General features: G+C 44.5%; 11 protein-coding genes. 10 read left to right on the top strand and 1 reads right to left on the bottom strand.

Translation table 11 applies throughout. The annotated features are described in order from the left end of the window. Positions 1–10 precede the first annotated feature (10 nt). From pepN to rhlP, 10 genes are all read left to right on the top strand, one after another. Complete coding sequence (pepN, locus tag KXJ80_RS14545; RefSeq protein WP_218738722.1) at positions 11–2,572, top strand: aminopeptidase N; 2,562 nt, start codon at positions 11–13, stop codon at positions 2,570–2,572. 262 nt (positions 2,573–2,834) lie between these two features. Continuing rightward, positions 2,835–3,050 (top strand): DUF2835 domain-containing protein, encoded by a 216-nt coding sequence (locus KXJ80_RS14540; RefSeq protein WP_037419300.1) that lies wholly within the window; start codon positions 2,835–2,837, stop codon positions 3,048–3,050. A 338-nt stretch (positions 3,051–3,388) separates the two neighbouring features. Continuing rightward, a complete protein-coding gene (locus KXJ80_RS14535) occupies positions 3,389–5,431 on the top strand; it encodes a DUF1302 domain-containing protein (RefSeq protein WP_037426466.1) in 2,043 nt (680 codons plus the stop codon). A 12-nt stretch (positions 5,432–5,443) separates the two neighbouring features. Further along, complete coding sequence (locus KXJ80_RS14530) at positions 5,444–6,808, top strand: DUF1329 domain-containing protein (RefSeq protein WP_218738721.1); 1,365 nt, start codon at positions 5,444–5,446, stop codon at positions 6,806–6,808. 54 nt (positions 6,809–6,862) lie between these two features. Next, positions 6,863–7,873, top strand: coding sequence for a WD40/YVTN/BNR-like repeat-containing protein (locus tag KXJ80_RS14525; protein WP_218738720.1), 1,011 nt, complete (start codon positions 6,863–6,865; stop codon positions 7,871–7,873). Positions 7,874–7,904: 31 nt separating this feature from the next. Then, positions 7,905–10,223: an efflux RND transporter permease subunit gene (locus KXJ80_RS14520; RefSeq protein ID WP_218738719.1), complete on the top strand. Its 2,319-nt coding sequence runs from the start codon at positions 7,905–7,907 to the stop codon at positions 10,221–10,223. A 265-nt stretch (positions 10,224–10,488) separates the two neighbouring features. Beyond that, entirely contained in the window at positions 10,489–15,333 is a 4,845-nt protein-coding gene (locus KXJ80_RS14515) for an NAD-glutamate dehydrogenase (RefSeq protein WP_037419313.1), read from the top strand. Between the two features lie 62 nt (positions 15,334–15,395). Then, on the top strand, positions 15,396–16,415 hold the full coding sequence (pyrD, locus tag KXJ80_RS14510; protein WP_037419316.1) for a quinone-dependent dihydroorotate dehydrogenase: 1,020 nt from the start codon (positions 15,396–15,398) through the stop codon (positions 16,413–16,415). Between the two features lie 200 nt (positions 16,416–16,615). Next, on the top strand, positions 16,616–17,149 hold the full coding sequence (locus KXJ80_RS14505) for a cell division protein ZapC (protein ID WP_037419319.1): 534 nt from the start codon (positions 16,616–16,618) through the stop codon (positions 17,147–17,149). A 214-nt stretch (positions 17,150–17,363) separates the two neighbouring features. Then, on the top strand, positions 17,364–18,212 hold the full coding sequence (gene rhlP / locus KXJ80_RS14500) for a rhombotarget lipoprotein (protein WP_218738718.1): 849 nt from the start codon (positions 17,364–17,366) through the stop codon (positions 18,210–18,212). A 639-nt stretch (positions 18,213–18,851) separates the two neighbouring features. Here the strand turns inward: rhlP and KXJ80_RS14495 are convergent. After that, positions 18,852–19,784 (bottom strand): GGDEF domain-containing protein, encoded by a 933-nt coding sequence (locus KXJ80_RS14495; protein ID WP_218738717.1) that lies wholly within the window; start codon positions 19,782–19,784, stop codon positions 18,852–18,854. Positions 19,785–19,862: the final 78 nt, after the last annotated feature.

The following is a 19,862-nucleotide window of genomic DNA, read 5'->3' as shown; positions in this document are numbered from 1 at the left end:
AGGGAACGAAATGACACAAGTTCAAGCAAAATACCTTAAAGACTACCAAGCTCCCCAGTTCACGATTGAATCCATCGACTTAGATGTTAATCTTAACGGTAAAAATACCGTTGTTAAGGCTATTAGCAAGGTTAAACGTAGCTCTTCCCACGCTAATCCTTTAGTGCTTGATGGTGAAGGATTAACCTTAGTCAGCGTGGCGATTGATGGTCAACAGGTAGCGTATCAAGTTGGTGAAGGGCAGTTGACAATCGAAACGACCCTAAATGAGTTTGAGTTGACCATCATCACCCAACTGGATCCTGAAGCCAACTCAAGCCTCGAAGGGCTTTATATGTCTGACGGTGCCTATTGCACCCAGTGTGAAGCTGAAGGCTTTAGACGTATCACTTACTTCCTCGACCGTCCTGACGTATTGGCTAAATATACTGTACGTATTGAAGCCGACAAGCTGGCGTTCCCGTTCCTGCTCAGTAACGGCAATTTGATTGACAAAGGTGAGCTCGATGGCGGACGCCATTATGTACGTTGGCAGGACCCTTTCCCCAAGCCGGCCTATCTTTTTGCCCTCGTGGCAGGTGATTTTGATCTGTTACAGGATGAGTTTATTACCCGCAGTCAGCGCAAAGTGGTGCTACAGGTTTTTGTTGATAAAGGGAATTTGCATAAGGCGCACCATGCTATGGCATCCCTTAAAAAGTCTATGGCTTGGGATGAGTCCCGTTTTGACCTTGAATACGATTTAGATATCTACATGATCGTTGCCGTCGACTTTTTCAATATGGGGGCGATGGAAAATAAAGGCTTAAATATCTTTAATACCAAATATGTCCTCGCCGATACTTTGACTGCGACTGATGAGGATTACCATGGTATTGAATCCGTTGTCGGCCATGAATATTTCCATAACTGGACGGGCAACCGTGTCACTTGCCGTGATTGGTTCCAATTAAGTCTCAAAGAAGGCTTAACAGTTTTTCGCGACCAAGAGTTTAGTTCGGATTTAGGTTCGCGCGCTGTAAATCGAATTCACGCCATTAAAGTCATCAAAAACCAGCAGTTCGCTGAAGACTCAGGCCCAATGGCACATCCAATTCGTCCAGAGTCCGTGATTGAGATGAATAACTTTTATACGGTGACAGTGTATAACAAGGGCGCCGAAGTTATTCGCATGATGCACACTTTGCTTGGTGAAGCCCGTTTCCAAGCGGGGATGAAGTTATACTTTAAACGCCACGATGGTCAAGCTGTGACCTGCGATGATTTTGTTGCGGCGATGGAAGATGCCAGTGGTATCGATTTAACCCAATTCCGCCTCTGGTATAGCCAAGCAGGTACGCCGGTAGTAACCGCAAGCGACAGTTTCGATGCTGCATCAGGGCGTTATCAGTTAACACTTAAACAGACTCTTACAGGCTGCACCTCGCCGCTACATATTCCTTTTAGTCTGGAGCTGTTGGATGATAAGGGACTATCACTGGTCAACCAAGTGCTCAGTTTTACTGACGCCGAACAAGTATTTACTTTTGAAGGACTCGGCCATAAACCTGTGGCGTCATTGCTGCAAGATTTCTCTGCGCCAGTTAAATTGCACTATCCCTTCGAAGTTGACCAACTTGTTAATTTGATGCGTTTTGCTTCGAGTGAAGTGGCGCGTTGGGAGGCATCTGTTACTCTCGTTAGCCAAGCAATTTGGAAAAATGTTGAACATTTACAGCAACATCAGACGATGACCTTAGATGAAAGAGTGAAGGATAGTTTTAAAGGGGCTTTACTCGATGAGAAACTCGATCAGGCATTAATGGCTGAGATTTTAGCGATTCCATCGGCTTCCGCTTTGATTGAGCAAACTGATACTGTTGACCTTGATGCGTTAGCGCTCGCGCGTGAATTTGTGCTCACCGAGCTTGCTGCTTACTGCGAAGATGAATTAACGGCACTTTATCGCTCATTAGTTAATTTGGATTACACTAAAGCCCGCGCCCTTAAAAACCAATGTCTAAATTGGCTTAGCCGAGTTAGCAATGATGCCGAAACCTTTGTGGTAGAGCAGTTTGCTAAGGCTTGTAATATGACGGATTCGCTCGGCGCATTAACGGCAGCCAATGTTGGCTCTTTAACTTGCCGTGACCAGTTAATGGCTCAGTTTGAGACGCGCTGGCGTGATACCCCGCTAGTGATGGATAAATGGTTTATGTTACAGGCGACTCATGATAGCGATGATGTGATTGATAAATTACGTCAATTACAACAACACGCGAGTTTTAGTATGAGTAATCCCAATCGGGTACGTTCGCTTATTGGTAGTTTTGCCGCTGGAAATATTTATCAATTCCACCGCGCCGATGGCAAAGGTTATGAGTTTTTAACTGAGTGCCTTATCAACTTAAATCAGCTTAACCCACAAGTTGCCGCCAGAATGGTGACACCGCTGATCCAATTCAGTAAATTCGATGAAACACGTCAGCGTAAGATTAAGGCCTGTTTAACGCGTTTATTAGACTTACCTGGACTCTCTAAGGATTTATTCGAAAAAGTCTCCAAAGCGTTAGCGAAGCCGTCATTAACCTGAGCTCGAGATAAGCAGAGCCGCTGAATAGGCTCTTTTCGAGCCTCTCTGCGTTGCTCTGTCTCACCATCGCTCGCTATGGCATACGACAGAGCGCCTTGATATGCGCACAAATCTGCGCATTCAGCCAGATAATAGATTTTTCGTTTCAAAATAATCATTTATAGCATTGATTTAGTTTATTAAATTTAGGTTTTTCGACACTCGTTACCCCGAGTTCAGGTTAATTAGAGGAGGAGGGCAGCATTTTGCTGCCCTTATCAATATGGAATTGTATTTTAAGTTAACCCTTAGCTATCAAGATTTTTTACCTTACTATCAAGGGCTGGCCGATAAAGTTGAAGTGCGTGAACGTCAAGGGCGGATCCTTTGGATTAGCGGGCGACATTTTAGGCGTTTTTTAACTGAAAATGGTATTCATGGGCAGTTTAAACTCGTGCTCGACGATAAAGGTCAATTTGTGTCATTGGAGCGGTTGTAGAAACAAATTGTTGATTTTATCTTAGAGTAATTACTTTAAACGGTCGACTAATTACAATTAATAAAACATGACAATTTCTTTGTGATTATGTTAATGAAATTTATGATTTTTTATCTTGTTTTGCCTCAGCATTCCAATCTTCTGCTTTACTAATTTAAATCCCATCTTTGTACTCGATGACATAAATGTGTCTACGTGCTTAATTCTTTAGAAAATTTTCTCTAACTGTGCCTTGCTCATAGGGATTAATTGCTGTAACAATGATGTTACCTGTGAGCTAACAAGATGTTGGTTGTAATTCCTAAAACAAAGAATCCAGCAGGGTACGGAGAGCTAAAATGAAAATTGTTAAAAAAAGTTTTAACAAGTCGGCGCTTGCTTTGGGGGTGGCGTCGGCATTGAGTTTGTTGATGATATCGAATGTTAATGCGGTTGCGTTCGATTGGGGGGAGGTACAAGGCACGTTTGACTCAACGTGGACTGCGGGTGCCAGTTGGCGTGTCGGTGAGCGCGATTGGGATGGACAAATTGGTAAAGTTAACCAGCCACAATTTGATTGGTCGAATTATACTGCGTTTGGCAATACTAAATACACATCTGCTGAGATTTGGGCACAGCCAGGTTCCTATTCAAGCAATAACGATTTAAGTAATTTGCTTTATTCTCAAGGTGATACTACTTCTGAGATCGTTAAAGGATTACATGAGCTGTCCCTGAAGTATGAGAATTATGGTCTGTTTGCTCGTGGCATGTATTTTTACGATCGTAAATTAAACGATGGTAACTATGACTTCAATGATCCGATAACAGGCAAAGAATTCGATCCTTGTGAGGATAATCGTGCTTCAGAAGTGCAATGTAAGGACATCCGTCTGTTAGATGCCTTTGTTTATGCGAATTTTGATTTAAATGACGGTGCCAACCCACTCTCTATCCGTTTAGGTAACCAAGTGGTTTCTTGGGGGGAAAGTACTCTTATCGCCCATGGTATTGGTGAGATTAACCCTGTTGATTTGAACATCCTTAATGCTCCCGGTGCAGAACTGAAAGAAGCCTTTAGACCTCAGGGCATGGTGTGGGCTTCTCTTGGGATCACAGAAAACTTATCGGTAGAAGCTTTCTATCAATATGATTGGGAACCTATTTGGGTGCCAACACCCGGTTCAATTTTTGCGACTAACGATTTTGCTGGCTTTGGTGGCTACAATCAAAACGCACAGTTAGGTTTTAACGCCAACCCTGATATCAACTTAGACTTTGTGATGCAGGAATATCAACGTCTAGCAGGGATGATTGCCAGTGGTCAGACAATTCCAACGCAACAGCTCGTCGCGATGGCATTAGCTTATCCTACTAAAGTCACTTTAGTGCAAGATGAACAAGAGCCAAGTAATGATGGCCAATATGGTGTCAAATTGGGGTATTACGCGCCTGAATTGGGCGATACCGAGTTTGGTTTCTATTTTATGAACTACCATAGCCGCCGTCCGCTGATCAGCGGTACAGCCGCCGATTTTAGCACCGGTGCACTGCTATCTGACTTAGCGGTTCTGGGGCAAAATGCGGGTGATATCAACCGCGAATTACTGCTCAGCTTAAAGAGTTTCTCTAAAGCGCAAATTGTGTACCCTGAAGACATCAAGCTTTATGGCTTCAGTTTTAACACTTCACTAGGCGATACTTCAGTTGGTGCTGAAATTGCCCACCGTCAAGATGAACCGCTGCAAATTGATGACGTAGAACTGCTGTTCGCAGGTATGCCTCAGCAGTTAGCAAATGCCGGTATTCGCCCCGATTTCGACGGTATTTCACAAATTGATGGAGTAAAGCCTGGTGATACCGTTGACGGCTTTATCCGCTTAGATACGACTCAGGCGCAAGTCACTTTCACTCACCTATTTGGTCCTACATTGGGCCTAGATAACCTGACGATGTTAGCTGAAGTTGGCGGGGTGTGGATCCATGATATGCCTGGGTTTGATGAATTGCGCTTAAATGGTCCGGGAACGGCGCGTTCTGGCGGTAATCCTGATATGCCAGGCATTATTCAAGCGTTGCATAACGGCCCTGAAACTAACCCATTCCCAACCGATTTCGCATGGGGATATCGCCTTGTAGCTAAAGCTGAGTTCAACAACTTGTTTGCGGGTGTGAACATGTCTCCACGGATGATTTTCTCGCACGATGTTGATGGTATTACACCAGATCCTATGTTCCTCTTCACAGAGGGACGCAAGTCAGTCGCTTTGGGTCTGAACTTTGAATACCAAAACCGTTGGGGGGCCGATCTGTCCTACAACAACTTCTTTGGTGGTGTAGGTACAACCAACGCGATGGCAGATCGTGATTATATTTCATTCAATATCAAGTATTCGATCTAAAGGACTATAACAATGAAGAAACTGTCGATATTGGCAAGTGCGGTCATTATGGCACTTGTAGCACCAGCAGCGATGGCTAAAGTATCCGAAGTCGAAGCCGCAAAACTGGGTAACGAATTAACCCCATTAGGTGCTGAAAAGGCTGGAAATGCTGATGGTTCTATCCCCGCATGGGATGGTGGTATTACTAAGCCAGTAGCGGGTTACACTAAGGGGATGCATCATCCTGATCCTTTTCCTGAAGATAAGATTGAATTTACCATTACCAATGCAAACAAAGTGCAATATAAAGATTTTTTGACCCCAGGTCAGATGAAATTATTTGAGCTTTATCCTGATACTTACAAGATGAATGTGTACAAGACTCGTCGTAGTGCTTCCGTACCGCAATTTGTCTACGATGCGACCAAAGCCAATGCGACCCGTGCCGAATTGGTGGCGCAAGGTAATGGTATTTCGGGTGCATCGATTGGTATTCCATTCCCTATTCCGGCTAACGGTTTAGAAGCGATTTGGAACCATATTCTACGCTTCCGTGGTGTGGATGTTGAAACCTCACGTAGCCAAGCGGCACCGACAGCTGATGGTAGTTTCACCTTAGTGGAAACTGCCGAGGAAATCCGTTTCGAGTATTCTCGTCCTGAGATTACTTTAGATCAGTTAAAAGCGAGCAACACCTTGTTTTATTTTAAACAAGTAGTGACTCAACCTGCACGTTTAGCGGGTACTGCGCTGCTAGTTAAAGAAACCATGGATCAAGAAGCTTTACCGCGCCAGGCATGGACCTATAACACAGGTCAGCGCCGCGTGCGTAAGGCACCCAACGTTGCGTTTGATACTCCGGGTACCGTATCCGATGGTCTGCGCACCACTGACGATTTCGACATGTTCAACGGCTCACCCGTGCGCTACAACTGGGAGCTTGTGGGCAAGAAAGAAATCTATATTCCTTACAACGACTACAAATTGCATTCAGATAAGCTGAAATATGATCAGATTTTAAAACCCGGTCATATCAATCCTGAGTTCGTCCGTTGGGAAAAACACCGCGTGTGGGAAGTTAAGGCGACACTGAAAGACGGTATGCGCCATATCTATAAAACCCGCGTGATGTATCTTGATGAAGACTCTTGGCAGGTATCGATTGCCGATCTGTATGACAACCGTAATGAACTTTATCGTGTGGCTGTTGCCCATGGTTTGAACTATTACGAAGTGCCTACCCAGTGGGATACCTTAGAAGTGTTCCATGATTTGCAGTCCCGTCGTTACTTAGCTATGGGCTTAGACAACCAGAGCGGTATGTATAATTTCGATGCCAAACTGAGTGAAGCGAACTTCACCCCAGATGCGCTGCGTCGCGAAGGTATTCGTTAATCAGCCACGATAAAAGGGGCGCTAAGCGCCCCTCATTAGTTTAAGGAAGTTTGTATGTCGTTTCGCATCCTTCAATGTGTCGCTGCGATAAGTGTTGGTTGTTTATTTTCTTCCCCGTTGTTTTCTGCTGTGCCAGAGCGTTTTCAACAAATCCAGCCGTTGGCCGCATCTTCTTTAGTGCTCGATATTGCACACGCTGGGCAGCATTTGGTTGCCGTTGGTGAGCGTGGTCATGTGTTAGTGTTAAATGACAAATGGCAACAAGTTCCGACGCCAACTTCAGTCCAGTTAACAAAGGTTTTCTTTTTAACTGAAAAACTCGGTTGGGCTGTTGGTCACGATGCCACCATTTTGCACACTCAAGATGGCGGCCAAACTTGGTCGTTACAAATGCAGTCGACTGAAATTGAAAAGCCTTTCCTTGATGTGTTGTTTTTAAATGAACAAGAGGGCATAGCGATTGGTGCTTACGGGCTTTTCTATCGCACCCGTGATGGTGGCGCAAATTGGGCTGAGGAATTCCATGAAGAGTTACTGGCCGAAGAAGATGTGTCCTATTTAGCTGAGTTAAAAAATAGCGACCAAGACGCTTATCTGACCGAGCGCGCCTCATTATTGCCACATTTTAATCGGATGATTGAGCTTAATGATGGCCGCTTATTATTAGTCGGAGAGCTTGGTTTAGTGGCGGTGTCGGCTGATAAAGGCCAAACCTTTACCCGCACAGGGTTTGATTACGATGGCTCTATGTTCAATGCTATCCAATTGCAGGATTCAGTATACGTAATGGGGCTTAGGGGGCATGTTTTTAAGGCGGATTTGAGTCTTGGCCAATGGGATGAGATTGAGATGCCAGTTAAATCATCCATCAACGGCGCCATGGTTAGCTCGGACACTAGCCTTTATCTAGTGGGAAATGCTGGCGTTGTTATCCAGTTAAATAAGGATGATAGTTCGAGTATTGTCACTCGTCGCCAAGGGGAAAACTTAGTTTCAATTGCCAAAGATAACCAAGGGAATGTGTGGTTATCGGGTAGCCAAGGGCTACTCACTCTGAAGCCATAAATTATAAAACAACAATAACAGGGCCGATAAGATGTTAGAAAAACTGGTCAACGGATTTGAGTCATTTTTATTCCGCAATCGTGCTTGGGTGGTGAGCATTTTTATTTTGCTGACGTTTTTTTTGGGCTACCAGGCAAGCCAATTAAAAATGGATGCGGCATTCATTAAAAATATTCCGCTCAATCATAGCTATATGCAAACCTACCTCAAACACCAAAAAGATTTTGGTGGCGCCAATAGCATTATGGTGGCGGTGGAAGACACCAGCGGCAATATTTTTAACCCTAACTTTTTTGATACCCTTAAAAACGTTCACGATCAGCTATTTTTTATTCCCGGTGTTGACCGATCGCAGGTGAAGTCCTTGTTTTCACCTTCGACTCGTTTTACTGAGGTTGTCGAAGATGGTTTTGCTGGCGGCCCTGTGATCCCCGCTGATTTTACGACCACTGAAGCGGGTTTGAATACGGTGCGCGATAACATCGAAAAAGCAGGCATTGTAGGACGTTTGATTGCCAATGATTACAGTGCTGCTATGGTGTCGGCCCAGTTGATGGACTTTGATCCACAAACGGGTAAACCCTTAGATACCATCGCCTTTGCCGCTCAGTTGGAGAAGGAGCTTCGCGGTAAGTATGAAACCGACAAGGTGAAAATCCATATCATTGGTTTTGCCAAGATGGCGGGTGACGTGGCCGATGGCGCCAAAGGCGTATTGCTGTTTTTTGTGATAGCCATTTTCGTTACGGCTGTAATGGTTTATCTGTTTTCTAAATCGATTATTCTGACAATATTCCCTCTCGTCTGTAGCTTAACTGCAGTGATCTGGCAGCTCGGTTTATTAACGGTAATTGGTTTCGGTCTCGATCCGATGTCGATTCTGGTGCCATTTCTGGTGTTTGCGATTGGTGTTAGTCACGGTGTGCAGATTATTAACGCGGTAAGACGTCGGGTGATGGATGGGCAAACGACCAAGGCGGCCTCGGCTTCGGCGTTTCGTAGCTTACTCGTCCCCGGTGGCGTAGCATTACTATCTGATACAGTGGGTTTTATTACGTTACTCTCTATTGATATTGGTATTATTAGAGAGCTAGCGATTTCGGCATCCTTAGGTGTCGGTGTGATTATTTTCACTAACCTTATCCTGTTACCGCTGGTGATTTCCTTTACTGAGCTCAAAGTTGCGCCACAAGGTGCTGCGCCATCATCGGATGAAGTGCGTGCCGAGACGATTTGGCGCTACCTAGCAAAATTTGCTACGCCTAGATATGCGATGGTAGTGATAGTGGCGACGATTGCCTTGTATTTTTTGGGGCTGCAGCAGGCAAACCAGATGAAAATTGGTGATCTACAAGGCGGCGCGCCTGCTCTGCACCAAGATTCACGTTATAACCTTGATACTTTCTTTATTACCGACCACTTCTCTATCACCACGGATGTAATGACTGTGATAGTTGAAGCTACTCCAGAAGCTTGTACCTATCACGATGTATTGACCCAGATTGATGAGTTTGAGTGGTTGGTACGTAATACTCCTGGCGTTGAGTCAACCGTTAGCTTGGCATCCGTGGCGAAAAAGGTAAACGCAGGTTTTAACGAAGGCAATCCAAGATGGGAAGTGTTGCCGCGTACAACGGCGAGTTTAGTGCAGGCGATTGGTCAAATTCCTACGACGTCAGGCTTGTTAAATGGTGATTGCTCGGTGATGCCAGTGTATTTATTTATGCAGGATCATAAAGCGGAAACCATTGAAACTGTGGTTGCCAAGGTGAAAGCGGTCGCGGCCAAAATGAATAATGATAAGCTGCAATTTAAGCTAGCCTCTGGCCCAGTGGGAGTGATGGCCGCAACCAATGAAGCCGTTGCTGAAGCCCAATTACCTATGATGATCTATGTGTATGGCGCAGTATTTGTACTTTGCCTTATCAGCTTTAAGTCATTTAAGGCAACGGTAGCGGTGATTATTCCACTTTATGTGGTCTCAACACTGGCGCAAGCGTTGATGACTCAGCTCAATATTGGCTTAGCTGTTAGTACCTTACCCGTTATCGCCCTTGGTGTAGGCATCGGGGTCGACTATGGTATCTATATCCTGTCGACCATGTCGTCCAAGTTGTCGAATGGGATGCCAGTTCAACAAGCCTACTATGAAGCCTTAGTCGAGCGGGGCAGTGCAGTGATATTCACCGGCTTAACCTTGGCGATTGGGGTAAGCACTTGGTTTTTCTCGGCGCTAAAGTTCCAAATGGATATGGGGATCCTGCTTACTTTCATGTTTGTGGTAAATATGTTGGGGGCAATAATTATCTTGCCAGCGTTGTCGGCAGTGTTTTGGCGACAAGCTAAGTAGTATCAATGAATGGGGAGTTTAACTCCCCATTTTCTTTTGCATAGATAGTCTGTTTTTACGATTGTTTGGTCATTTTGTGTGCTTTAATCGCGTGGCAACTGGATTTCAAGAGGATGTACCACTAAAATTTTCCTCGAAATACAGAGGATTTAGTAATAAACTTCGCGCGACGATCTAGATCACACTCGCTTTTCTCAGATTGTTAAGCCGAAGCATCCAAATAATGAAAAAAAGCGCTGCCATAGACGCTTAAGGAAACAGCAACATGGCCTTGAAAGATGCAATGCCTTCAGTACTACTTGAAAATGTAGTCAGTTTAATTCACGCTAAAGTCCCTAATTCACAAGCCAAGCAAGTTGAACAGTTCGCGACCTGCCTTTATGCCCACATGTCGAAAGACGACCTCAATGCGCGTAATGACAGCGATCTGTACGGTGCCGTTCTCAGTTTATGGAATGCACTGAATAAAACCCCGAAAGGGGAAACTCACCTCAGAGTATTCAACCCAAGTCAGTCTAAACACGGCTGGCAATCGACCCATTCGATCATTGAAGTCATCCAACCTGATATGCCATTCTTGGTTGATTCTGTTGGTATGGCATTGAATCGCATGGGTATTACGGCCCATATGATGTTACACACTCCGCTGGCGATTGAGCGTTCAGCGCAAGAAGTCACTAAAGTAACTTACTTGAAGCAAAGCCCTGACAGCACTGAGCAGGTCGCGGTTTTCCTGATTGAAATCGATCGTCAAAACAGTAGCGCGGATATCAAAGCCCTTGAGCGTGAAATCCAATCAGTGCTTGGCGATGTCGCCGCATCAGTTAATGACTGGGAAGCCATGTCAGCCAAGCTGAGTGAGACTATTAAAGACCTGCCTAAGCGTCCATTCCCCGGTGAGAAGCAAGAGTTAGAAGAAGCGATTAACTTCCTAACTTATCTTAATAATCATCATTTTACCTTACTGGGCTACCGTCAATACGATTTAAAACGTGTTGAAGGGGATGTTGAGTTGGTGCCGAATATGGCCTCGAGTTTAGGCTTAATGAACAAACACCATAAGGCTCAACCAGAGCAAGGTTTGTTGCTATCAAGCTTCTCTGATAGTGCGCGTAAAGAAGCCTTAGATCACAGTTTGTTGATCCTGACTAAGAGCAGCGCCAAGAGCCGTGTGCACCGTCCAGCCTATGTTGACTATATCGGTATCAAACGCTTCGACAAAAAAGGCAATGTGGTTGGTGAAGACAGATTCATCGGTTTATACGCTTCAAACGTGTATAACCGCAGCCCACGTGAGATCCCGCTGCTGAACGAAAAAGTTCAACGTGTATTAGATCGCTCAGGTTTAACGCCACGTTCTCACGATTACAAAGCCCTACTGAACATTCTCGAAAACTTACCGCGCGATGAGCTAATTCAAGCCAATGTGGAAGATTTAGCACACACAGCGCACGGTGTGCTCGAGATGCAAGACAGGGATAAACTGAAACTCTTTGTTCGTAAAGATGGTTTCGGGCGTTTCTTATCCTGTTTAGTGTATGTTTCTAAAGATCGTTACAACACTAAACTTCGCCAAGATACCCAGCGTATTCTGGCCCAGCATTTCAACAGCAAAGAAGATGTAGAGTTTACGACATATTTCTCCGAGTCAACCCTGGCCCGTACTCACTACATTGTCAAAGTTGATAACAATAATATGGATGTAGATGTGGCTGCCATAGAGAACAATTTAATTGAAGCGGCACGTTCTTGGGAAGATAAGTTAAATACTGCGCTAAATAACGCCTTAGGTGAAGAAGCCGGTACTCATCTGATGAAGCGTTACGCTAACGCCTTCGAACAAAGCTATAAAGAAGATGTATTGCCAAGCTCGGCCGTTGTGGATATGCAACAGCTTGAAGCGCTAGATGACGAACACAAATTAGGCATGTTGTTCTATCAACCGCAGGAAGCTGCGCTGAACGACAACAAAGTGCGTTTAAAACTGTTCCATAAAGATGAACCAATCCATCTTTCTGACGTACTGCCAATGCTGGAAAACTTTGGTCTGCGCGTGATCAACGAGCGCCCTTATGAAGTGACGACCTCAGACGGTTCAACCTTCTGGATCTTAGACTTCTTAATGACGGTCAAAGTCGCCAATACTGACAATATCGCCGATAGCCAAGACAGATTCCAAACGGCACTGTCTCAAGTGTGGCAAAAGAAATTAGAAGATGACGGTTTTAACCGTATCATTCTGGCGTCAGGTTTAACGGGCCGTGAAGTATCCGTACTGCGTGCTTACGCTAAATACATGCGTCAAATCGATGCGACATTCAGCCAAGCCTATATTGAAGAAACCTTCGGTCGTTATCCACAAATCGCTGATTTGTTGGTAAAAATGTTTATCCGTAAGTTCAATCCAAAACTGAAAACCCGCACATTGGGCAAGTTTATGGAGCAGATCAACCTACGTTTAGACGAAGTATCAAGCTTAGATGATGACCGTATTATCCGTCGTTACCTCGATCTGATTAACGCTACGCTGCGGACAAACTTCTATCAATTAGATGCTAAGGGTGAACCGAAGAGCTATATCTCCTTCAAGTTTATGCCTTCGATGATCCCTGAAATGCCACGCCCACTACCGAAATTCGAAATTTTCGTTTATTCGCCACGGGTTGAAGGTGTGCATTTACGTGGTGGTAAAGTGGCTCGTGGTGGTTTGCGTTGGTCTGACCGTCGTGAAGACTTCCGTACCGAAGTGCTTGGCTTAGTGAAAGCACAGCAAGTGAAAAACACCGTTATTGTCCCTGTAGGGGCAAAAGGTGGTTTCGTTTGTAAGCAGCTGCCAACTGAAGGGGGCCGTGAGGCGTTCTTCACTGAAGGCCAAGAGTGCTACCGCATCTTTATTCGTGCACTGCTCGATATTACTGACAACATCGTTAACGGTGAAATCGTACATCCAGTAGATGTGGTGCGTCATGATGAGGATGATCCATACCTCGTTGTGGCTGCGGATAAAGGCACTGCGACCTTCTCAGATATCGCTAACGCCATTTCCCAAGAATACAATTTCTGGTTAGGTGATGCGTTCGCATCGGGTGGTAGTAACGGTTACGACCATAAGAAAATGGGTATCACGGCTAAAGGTGGCTGGGAATCTGTTAAGCGCCATTTCCGCGAAGTGGGTATCGATTGCCAAACTACCGACTTTACCTGTTTAGGTATCGGCGATATGGCGGGTGACGTATTTGGTAACGGTATGTTGTTGTCTAAGCACACAAAACTTGTGGCCGCATTCAACCATATGCATATCTTTATCGATCCAAATCCGGATGCTGCTGCCAGTTATGAAGAGCGTGCCCGTTTGTTCGCACTGCCACGTTCAAGCTGGGAAGACTACAACAGCAAACTGATCTCTAAAGGCGGCGGCATCTTCCTGCGTTCATCTAAGTCGATTCCATTATCTGCTGAAATGAAACAAATGCTGGAAACTGAAAAGGCGTCGATGACACCAACCGAGTTGATGAAAGAGCTGCTGAAAATGCCAGTCGATCTGATTTGGAACGGTGGCATCGGTACTTACGTTAAGTCTTCCCGCGAAACCAATGCTGAAGTCGGCGACCGCGCTAACGATGCACTGCGCGTCAATGGTCGTGAACTGCGCGCCAAGATCGTGGGCGAGGGTGGTAACTTAGGTTGTACCCAATTAGGTCGTATTGAGTACGCGGCCAACGGCGGTCGTATCAACACTGACTTCGTGGATAACGTAGGTGGTGTAGATTGTTCTGACAACGAAGTAAACATCAAGATTCTGTTAAACGCGTTAGTGGCAGAGGGTGAATTGACACTCAAGCAACGTAACCGTTTACTGGAAGAGATGACCGAAGAAGTGGGTCAAATTGTTCTACAAGACTGTAAAGACCAAACTCGCACGATTTCGGTGACTCAAGTCCGTGGTGCAGAACAACTAAAAGAGCAAATTCGCTTTATCCAGTATCTGGAGAAAGAAGGCAAGTTAGACCGTGCGTTAGAATTCTTACCTTCGGAAGAAGAACTCGCAGAACGTCTAGCTAATGGCCGTGCATTAACGCGTCCAGAGCTATCAGTGCTGGTGGCTTACGCTAAGATGGTACTGAAAGAGCAGTTACTCACCCCTGAAATCACTGAAGATACATTGTTGAGCCAATTGTTGATTGCATACTTCCCGAAAAAACTTCAGGAACTGTACAGTCATAAAATGGTTACGCACCCATTGCGCGGTGAAATCATTGCTACATCGCTGGCCAACGAGTTGGTCAACGACATGGGGCTTAACTTTGTTCAACGTATGCAAGATGAGACAGGTGCCTCAGTTGCCGATGCGGCGATTTGTTACACTATGGCTCGCGAAGTCTTTGGTTTAGCTGAACTAACTAAATCAATCACTGACTTAAACGGTATTGTACCTGCTGTGGTTCAAGGTGAAATGTTGCACCAGTTACGTCGTAATATGCGTCGTGCATGCCGCTGGTTCCTGCGTCACCGTAACCGTAGTTGGAGCATTGAGCAAACTGTTGCTTTCTTCAAACCTGTATTTGAACAACTCAAAGCGAATGTTCATTCATACTTAGTCGAAGAAGAAGCGGCAGGTATCCAAGCTGAGATCAATGCTCTGATTAAAGAGAATGTGCCTCAGGATGTTGCCTCTACCGTTGCTAATATGAGCACACTGTTCTCTACACTTGATATTGCGCAAATTGCGCAGACAGAAGAGAAGACAGTTGCGCTTGTTGCCGAGACTTATTTCAAACTCGGTGCCCGTGTTGAGCTGCACTGGTTCCTAGAACAGATCAGTGCGCAACCAGTTACTAACCATTGGCAAGCACTGGCCCGTGCAGCCTTTAGGGAAGAGCTGGATTGGCAGCAACGTGCGTTGACGTCAGTGGTTTTAAGAACGTGCAGTGCAACCTGTAACGCACAGAGCGTGATTTCCCAGTGGATTGATACTAATCAAGCCTTACTGGAAAGATGGTTCCATATGCTAGCTGACTTTAAAACGTCGCAAAGCCATGAGTTTGCTAAGTTCTCTGTCGCCCTACGTGAACTTAACCTTCTGATCCTTCACTGCGAAGGGCAAAAGTAAACTTTTATAACAATCAGAAGCCCTGGCGATCGCCGGGGCTTTTTTTAGGTCGAGGAAAGTACATGTTTTATAAAATCGCACAGAAAGTCATGTTTCAGATGGATCCTGAGCGAGCGCATAATTTAGCCATTGGTAGCCTGAGACTGACAGGTAATAGCCCTCTGAATGCTTTTTATGCTCAGCATATTGCTCCTGCGCCAGTGAGTTTTATGGGGCTGACGTTTCCAAATCCTGTGGGTTTAGCCGCAGGTATGGATAAAGATGGTGAGTCGATCGATGCTTTTCATGCGATGGGATTTGGTCATGTGGAAGTGGGAACTGTTACTCCAAGACCACAACCCGGTAATGATTTACCCCGTTTATTTAGATTAAAACCCGCCAAGGCGATTATCAATCGCATGGGCTTTAATAACAAAGGTGTCGATAATCTGGTCAAAAATTTGATCGCAAAGAAAACCGATATCATGGTTGGGGTCAATATAGGTAAAAATAAAGACACGCCAGTAGAGCAGGGGAAAGACGATTATTTGATCTGCATGGATAAAGTTTATCCTTATGCCGCCTATATTGCGGTGAATATTTCATCACCCAATACGCCAGGATTACGATCGTTACAATATGGCGATCTATTAGATGAATTATTAAGCGCATTAAAAACCAAGCAACTTGAGCTAGCAGAGAAGCATAAAAAATATGTACCAATAGCCCTTAAAATTGCTCCCGATTTAACCACAGAAGAAATTGAAAATATTGCTCAAGCATTAATTAAAAATCAGTTTGACGGTGCAATTGCGACCAATACAACCTTAACTCGTGACGGTGTTAGCGGGCTTACCAATGCTAATGAAAGCGGTGGTTTAAGCGGTAAACCTTTAACAGAACTGTCAACAAAAGTGATTAAACAATTGGCGACTTCTTTACAGGGAAAACTCCCAATTATTGGTGTGGGCGGGATTAATAGTGCTGAAGATGCCTTAGCAAAATTTGATGCCGGTGCGACAATGGTTCAGATTTACTCTGGTTTTATTTATCAAGGTCCAAAGTTAATTAAAGAGATAGTTGAAGCTTATCGCTTAAAATAATGATCTTTAAATCTCACTAAGGATCTAAAACAAGATCTTTTATCATAACCGCGATCTAAAACGATCATCAGATCGCGGTTATGATCTCTAAATAGATCTTCTAAGTAATTGTTAATTAATTTGTATTTTATTATTTTTATTTTGATATTGCATAAAATATCTACTATGATGTGGCAGTGTTCAAATAGTAGGTAAACGTTATGTTATTATTGCCACAAAAGGATTGGCACTGGAAATATAACGATTCGTATGGTGTATTAGGCGTTTCGTTAGGTTCCGAGATAGAATTTCTGACGGCTTATAAAGCGAAATCATTAATTCCTGATGCCTTATCAAGCATGGAATTTAATATCGCGCACGCCAAATTCTATATGAGCTTACTCGACAAGTTGCCAAAAAACTTATCTCTAACCGATGCCGCAATAGTGCAAATTGCCCTTAATGCGACAGCGGCCCATTTTATGCTGACTCCCCAAATGCCTAAATCTTGGTTTTTTGATACCAGCGATGTATGCGTTTACAGTGATGTCGGTAAAGTCTTTGAGCTTAAATGCCAAAAACAACGTGCATTAGTGTTAGTCGTCGAAAACACCTTACAATCGGCGTTAGTGATGTTGCTATCACCTGAATGTGTGTTATCCGGTGCTAAAACTATGGTGCAGTTCGAAACTATTAAAGTAATGCATAATCGTTTACACCCACTTCGCGCACAGCGGCATGTGGTTGCAGCATAATCATTATGATTAGTTTGTGATGTTATTTATGTCGTTATCAAAGCCAAAGCCGCATTTCGATGCGGCTTGGTTGTTTCTAAGCCTCTAAAAAGCCAAACAAAAGCGCGATATGTGAAGTTAACGGCTTGTTTTTACAGCAGTGACTCGCTAAGGTAGCGGCAATATGCACGGGTTGCATGGGCCTGTGTGCAGTAAGGATACGGTAGGGAAACAGATGAAAACAAAATTCATTGCGCTTGTAGGCGCGCTGGCATCGATTAGCATCTTGCTTAGTGGTTGCAGTGCTTTTTTTAACGGTAACACCACCGAAAAAAACGTGGTTTCCAGCAGTCTGGTTGAATATCTCTATCCCGACGATAAACAGCGTGAGGCGCAGCAGCCCAGTATTCCCGTGTTACGTCTTCCCATCGCGGTCGGCATCGCCTTTTTACCTTCCACCCATTGGCAATCCGAAGCCCTCGATAGCAGCTCGCAAATCGCCTTGCTGGATAAAGTAAAACAGTCTTTTGTGAAATACGACTTTATTGACCGTATCGAATTAATCCCCAGTACTTACCTTAAAAATGGCAAAGGTTTTAGCACCTTGCAGCAGGTTGCCCGCTTACACGATGTCGATGTGATGGCACTGGTGTCTTACGATCAACTGTTACAAAGCAGCGAGAATAAGGCTTCACTGCTGTATTGGACTATAGTCGGCATGTATATGGTGCCCGGCAATGAAAACGCGATCCAAACCTTTGTCGATACCGCAGTATTTGATATGCGCAGCCAAAAAATGTTGTTTAGGGCGCCCGGCATCAACCAACTGACCGACACGTCAACCGCGGTGAGCGTCACCAACGTGCTACGTGAAAAATCCACCGAAGGCTTTGAACTAGCGGTAAACGATATGATCACTAACTTAGACGCTGAATTAGCCCGCTTTAAAACCCGCGTGAAAGAAGAACATATTGCAACCATTGAACATAAACAAGGTTATAGCGGCGGTGGCAGTTTATCCCTATTAATCCTCTCGCTACTGAGTATATTTGCGATTCGTCGTTTAACTATCTGCCGAGAATAGTTGAGTTGATTGGTTTGAGCCTATTTAGTCGATAGGGAAGGTGGGATAGTGAAGGTTAGTTAGGATGATATTTATGCCTTTAAGAACAATGCGTTATTGATGGCAATCTTAACTAACCATTACACGGTTAATCCGGTTAAAGGCTTTTGCCCCAAGTAAGATAAGTTTGTCGTCAGGTGTGTAGGATGAATTGTCATTGTTTCCCCTGTGACAGGCCGCCATTTTATTTCACAAGAAGCATCCCTGAGGGCTCGACGGCGGCATCCATGCCGCCAACGGTCACAGTTGCAACAATGCCAATCTTAACGACCATTGAACTGTTCATCTGGCTAAAAGCTTTTGACCCATTATGTGTTTCGGGTCGTTAGCTCAACCGAAAATTCCCACACCTGCTACCATACATATTCTTATCTATTTGCCTATGTTTGGCCTTACCAGAAATCGACTAACAATGTATGGGTATATGGGCTATCCAGTACACCTGACGACAAATTTGTCTTGAATTGAGGAATAAACTGTTAAGCCGCGAAACCATTCTATTGGACTATAAAGCAGGCTCAATGGCGATAAAAATAAAAATGCTTATCCGATCTTGAGTCTTAAGCTGAATTTAAATGGCTAAACTTTCTTTGAGCTGGTTTATTCCGCATCACAGACTCGATTTCTGCCTGTGCGTTTCGCTCGCATCATGGCCTGATCAGCATTATTAAATAGAGTCTCCAAGAGTGCTTGTGCTTCATCGGGATGATTGATTTGAGGCAAGATCAAGGATGATATGCCGAAGCTTGCGGTGCAATGAATGGTGTGTCCATCAAGGTAAAGTGGCTGTGTATCAAATCCATGGCGAATCGACTCTGCAATTTGCCATGCTTGTTCATGTTGGGTGTTGGGTAAAATCAGCCCAAATTCTTCGCCACCTAAACGAGCAAGAATATCATTTGTTCTCAGTTTAGTTTGCGTCAGCTGTGCGATATGGATAAGGGCTGCATCGCCTGTAGCATGTCCCCATTGATCATTGACGCGCTTAAAATGGTCAATATCAAACATAATAAACGCTAGCGCTTGGCCTGACTGATGTGCTGTAGGGTGCCCAAAATGGAAAAAGGCGCGGCGATTGTAGAGTTTTGTGAGTTCGTCGGTATTGGCAAGGCGTTCTGCGCTGAACTTAGCTTCGATTAATGCCTGTTCCATGTGTTTACGTTCAGTGATATCAGTGGCGATTTCTATCCGAACTAGGCGGCCATCGGTCCAACGAATCGCTTGATCTCGACACTGGTACCAACGCTTATTTTGGGTATTTTGAAACTCCCATACATGTACACCAGTGGCGTCGCCCTCGGGACCAATTAGTTTGTGGTTGGTGCAAAAAGCACAGGGACTATTTTGGCCTGCTTGGAGGAGTTGATAGCACTTTTTACCCGCGGGTTTGCCCCAAATGGCCGTTCCATAATCGTTTAAATACAGTAGCTCATAGTTGTGTAAATCAGAAACGTAGACCAGCGCATCTAGGCTGTTAAGGATGGTATGAATGGCGTCAAAGGCTTGATTCTGATCGTTTTTAATAAGAGTCATGGAATGAAATCAGCCAAATAAAAATATCATTTATGAGTCATATAGTTATTTTAGCATTTAATGGACTAACTGTCTGAT

The organism is Shewanella xiamenensis (genome assembly GCF_024971755.1).
GTDB lineage: Bacteria > Pseudomonadota > Gammaproteobacteria > Enterobacterales > Shewanellaceae > Shewanella > Shewanella xiamenensis.
Note: the sequence above shows the minus strand (reverse complement) of the source record. Positions and strands in the feature narration are given on the sequence as shown.

What these genes read in the sequence shown, in the direction of transcription:
- KXJ80_RS14520 (WP_218738719.1), top strand. Translation starts at nt 7,905, where the DNA reads ATGTTAGAAAAACTGGTCAACGGATTTGAGTCATTTTTATTCCGCAAT.
- pyrD (WP_037419316.1), top strand. Translation starts at nt 15,396, where the DNA reads ATGTTTTATAAAATCGCACAGAAAGTCATGTTTCAGATGGATCCTGAG.
- KXJ80_RS14515 (WP_037419313.1), top strand. Translation starts at nt 10,489, where the DNA reads ATGGCCTTGAAAGATGCAATGCCTTCAGTACTACTTGAAAATGTAGTC.
- KXJ80_RS14540 (WP_037419300.1), top strand. Translation starts at nt 2,835, where the DNA reads ATGGAATTGTATTTTAAGTTAACCCTTAGCTATCAAGATTTTTTACCT.
- KXJ80_RS14525 (WP_218738720.1), top strand. Translation starts at nt 6,863, where the DNA reads ATGTCGTTTCGCATCCTTCAATGTGTCGCTGCGATAAGTGTTGGTTGT.
- KXJ80_RS14535 (WP_037426466.1), top strand. Translation starts at nt 3,389, where the DNA reads ATGAAAATTGTTAAAAAAAGTTTTAACAAGTCGGCGCTTGCTTTGGGG.
- KXJ80_RS14530 (WP_218738721.1), top strand. Translation starts at nt 5,444, where the DNA reads ATGAAGAAACTGTCGATATTGGCAAGTGCGGTCATTATGGCACTTGTA.
- KXJ80_RS14505 (WP_037419319.1), top strand. Translation starts at nt 16,616, where the DNA reads ATGTTATTATTGCCACAAAAGGATTGGCACTGGAAATATAACGATTCG.
- pepN (WP_218738722.1), top strand. Translation starts at nt 11, where the DNA reads ATGACACAAGTTCAAGCAAAATACCTTAAAGACTACCAAGCTCCCCAG.
- rhlP (WP_218738718.1), top strand. Translation starts at nt 17,364, where the DNA reads ATGAAAACAAAATTCATTGCGCTTGTAGGCGCGCTGGCATCGATTAGC.
- KXJ80_RS14495 (WP_218738717.1), bottom strand. Translation starts at nt 19,784, where the DNA reads ATGACTCTTATTAAAAACGATCAGAATCAAGCCTTTGACGCCATTCAT.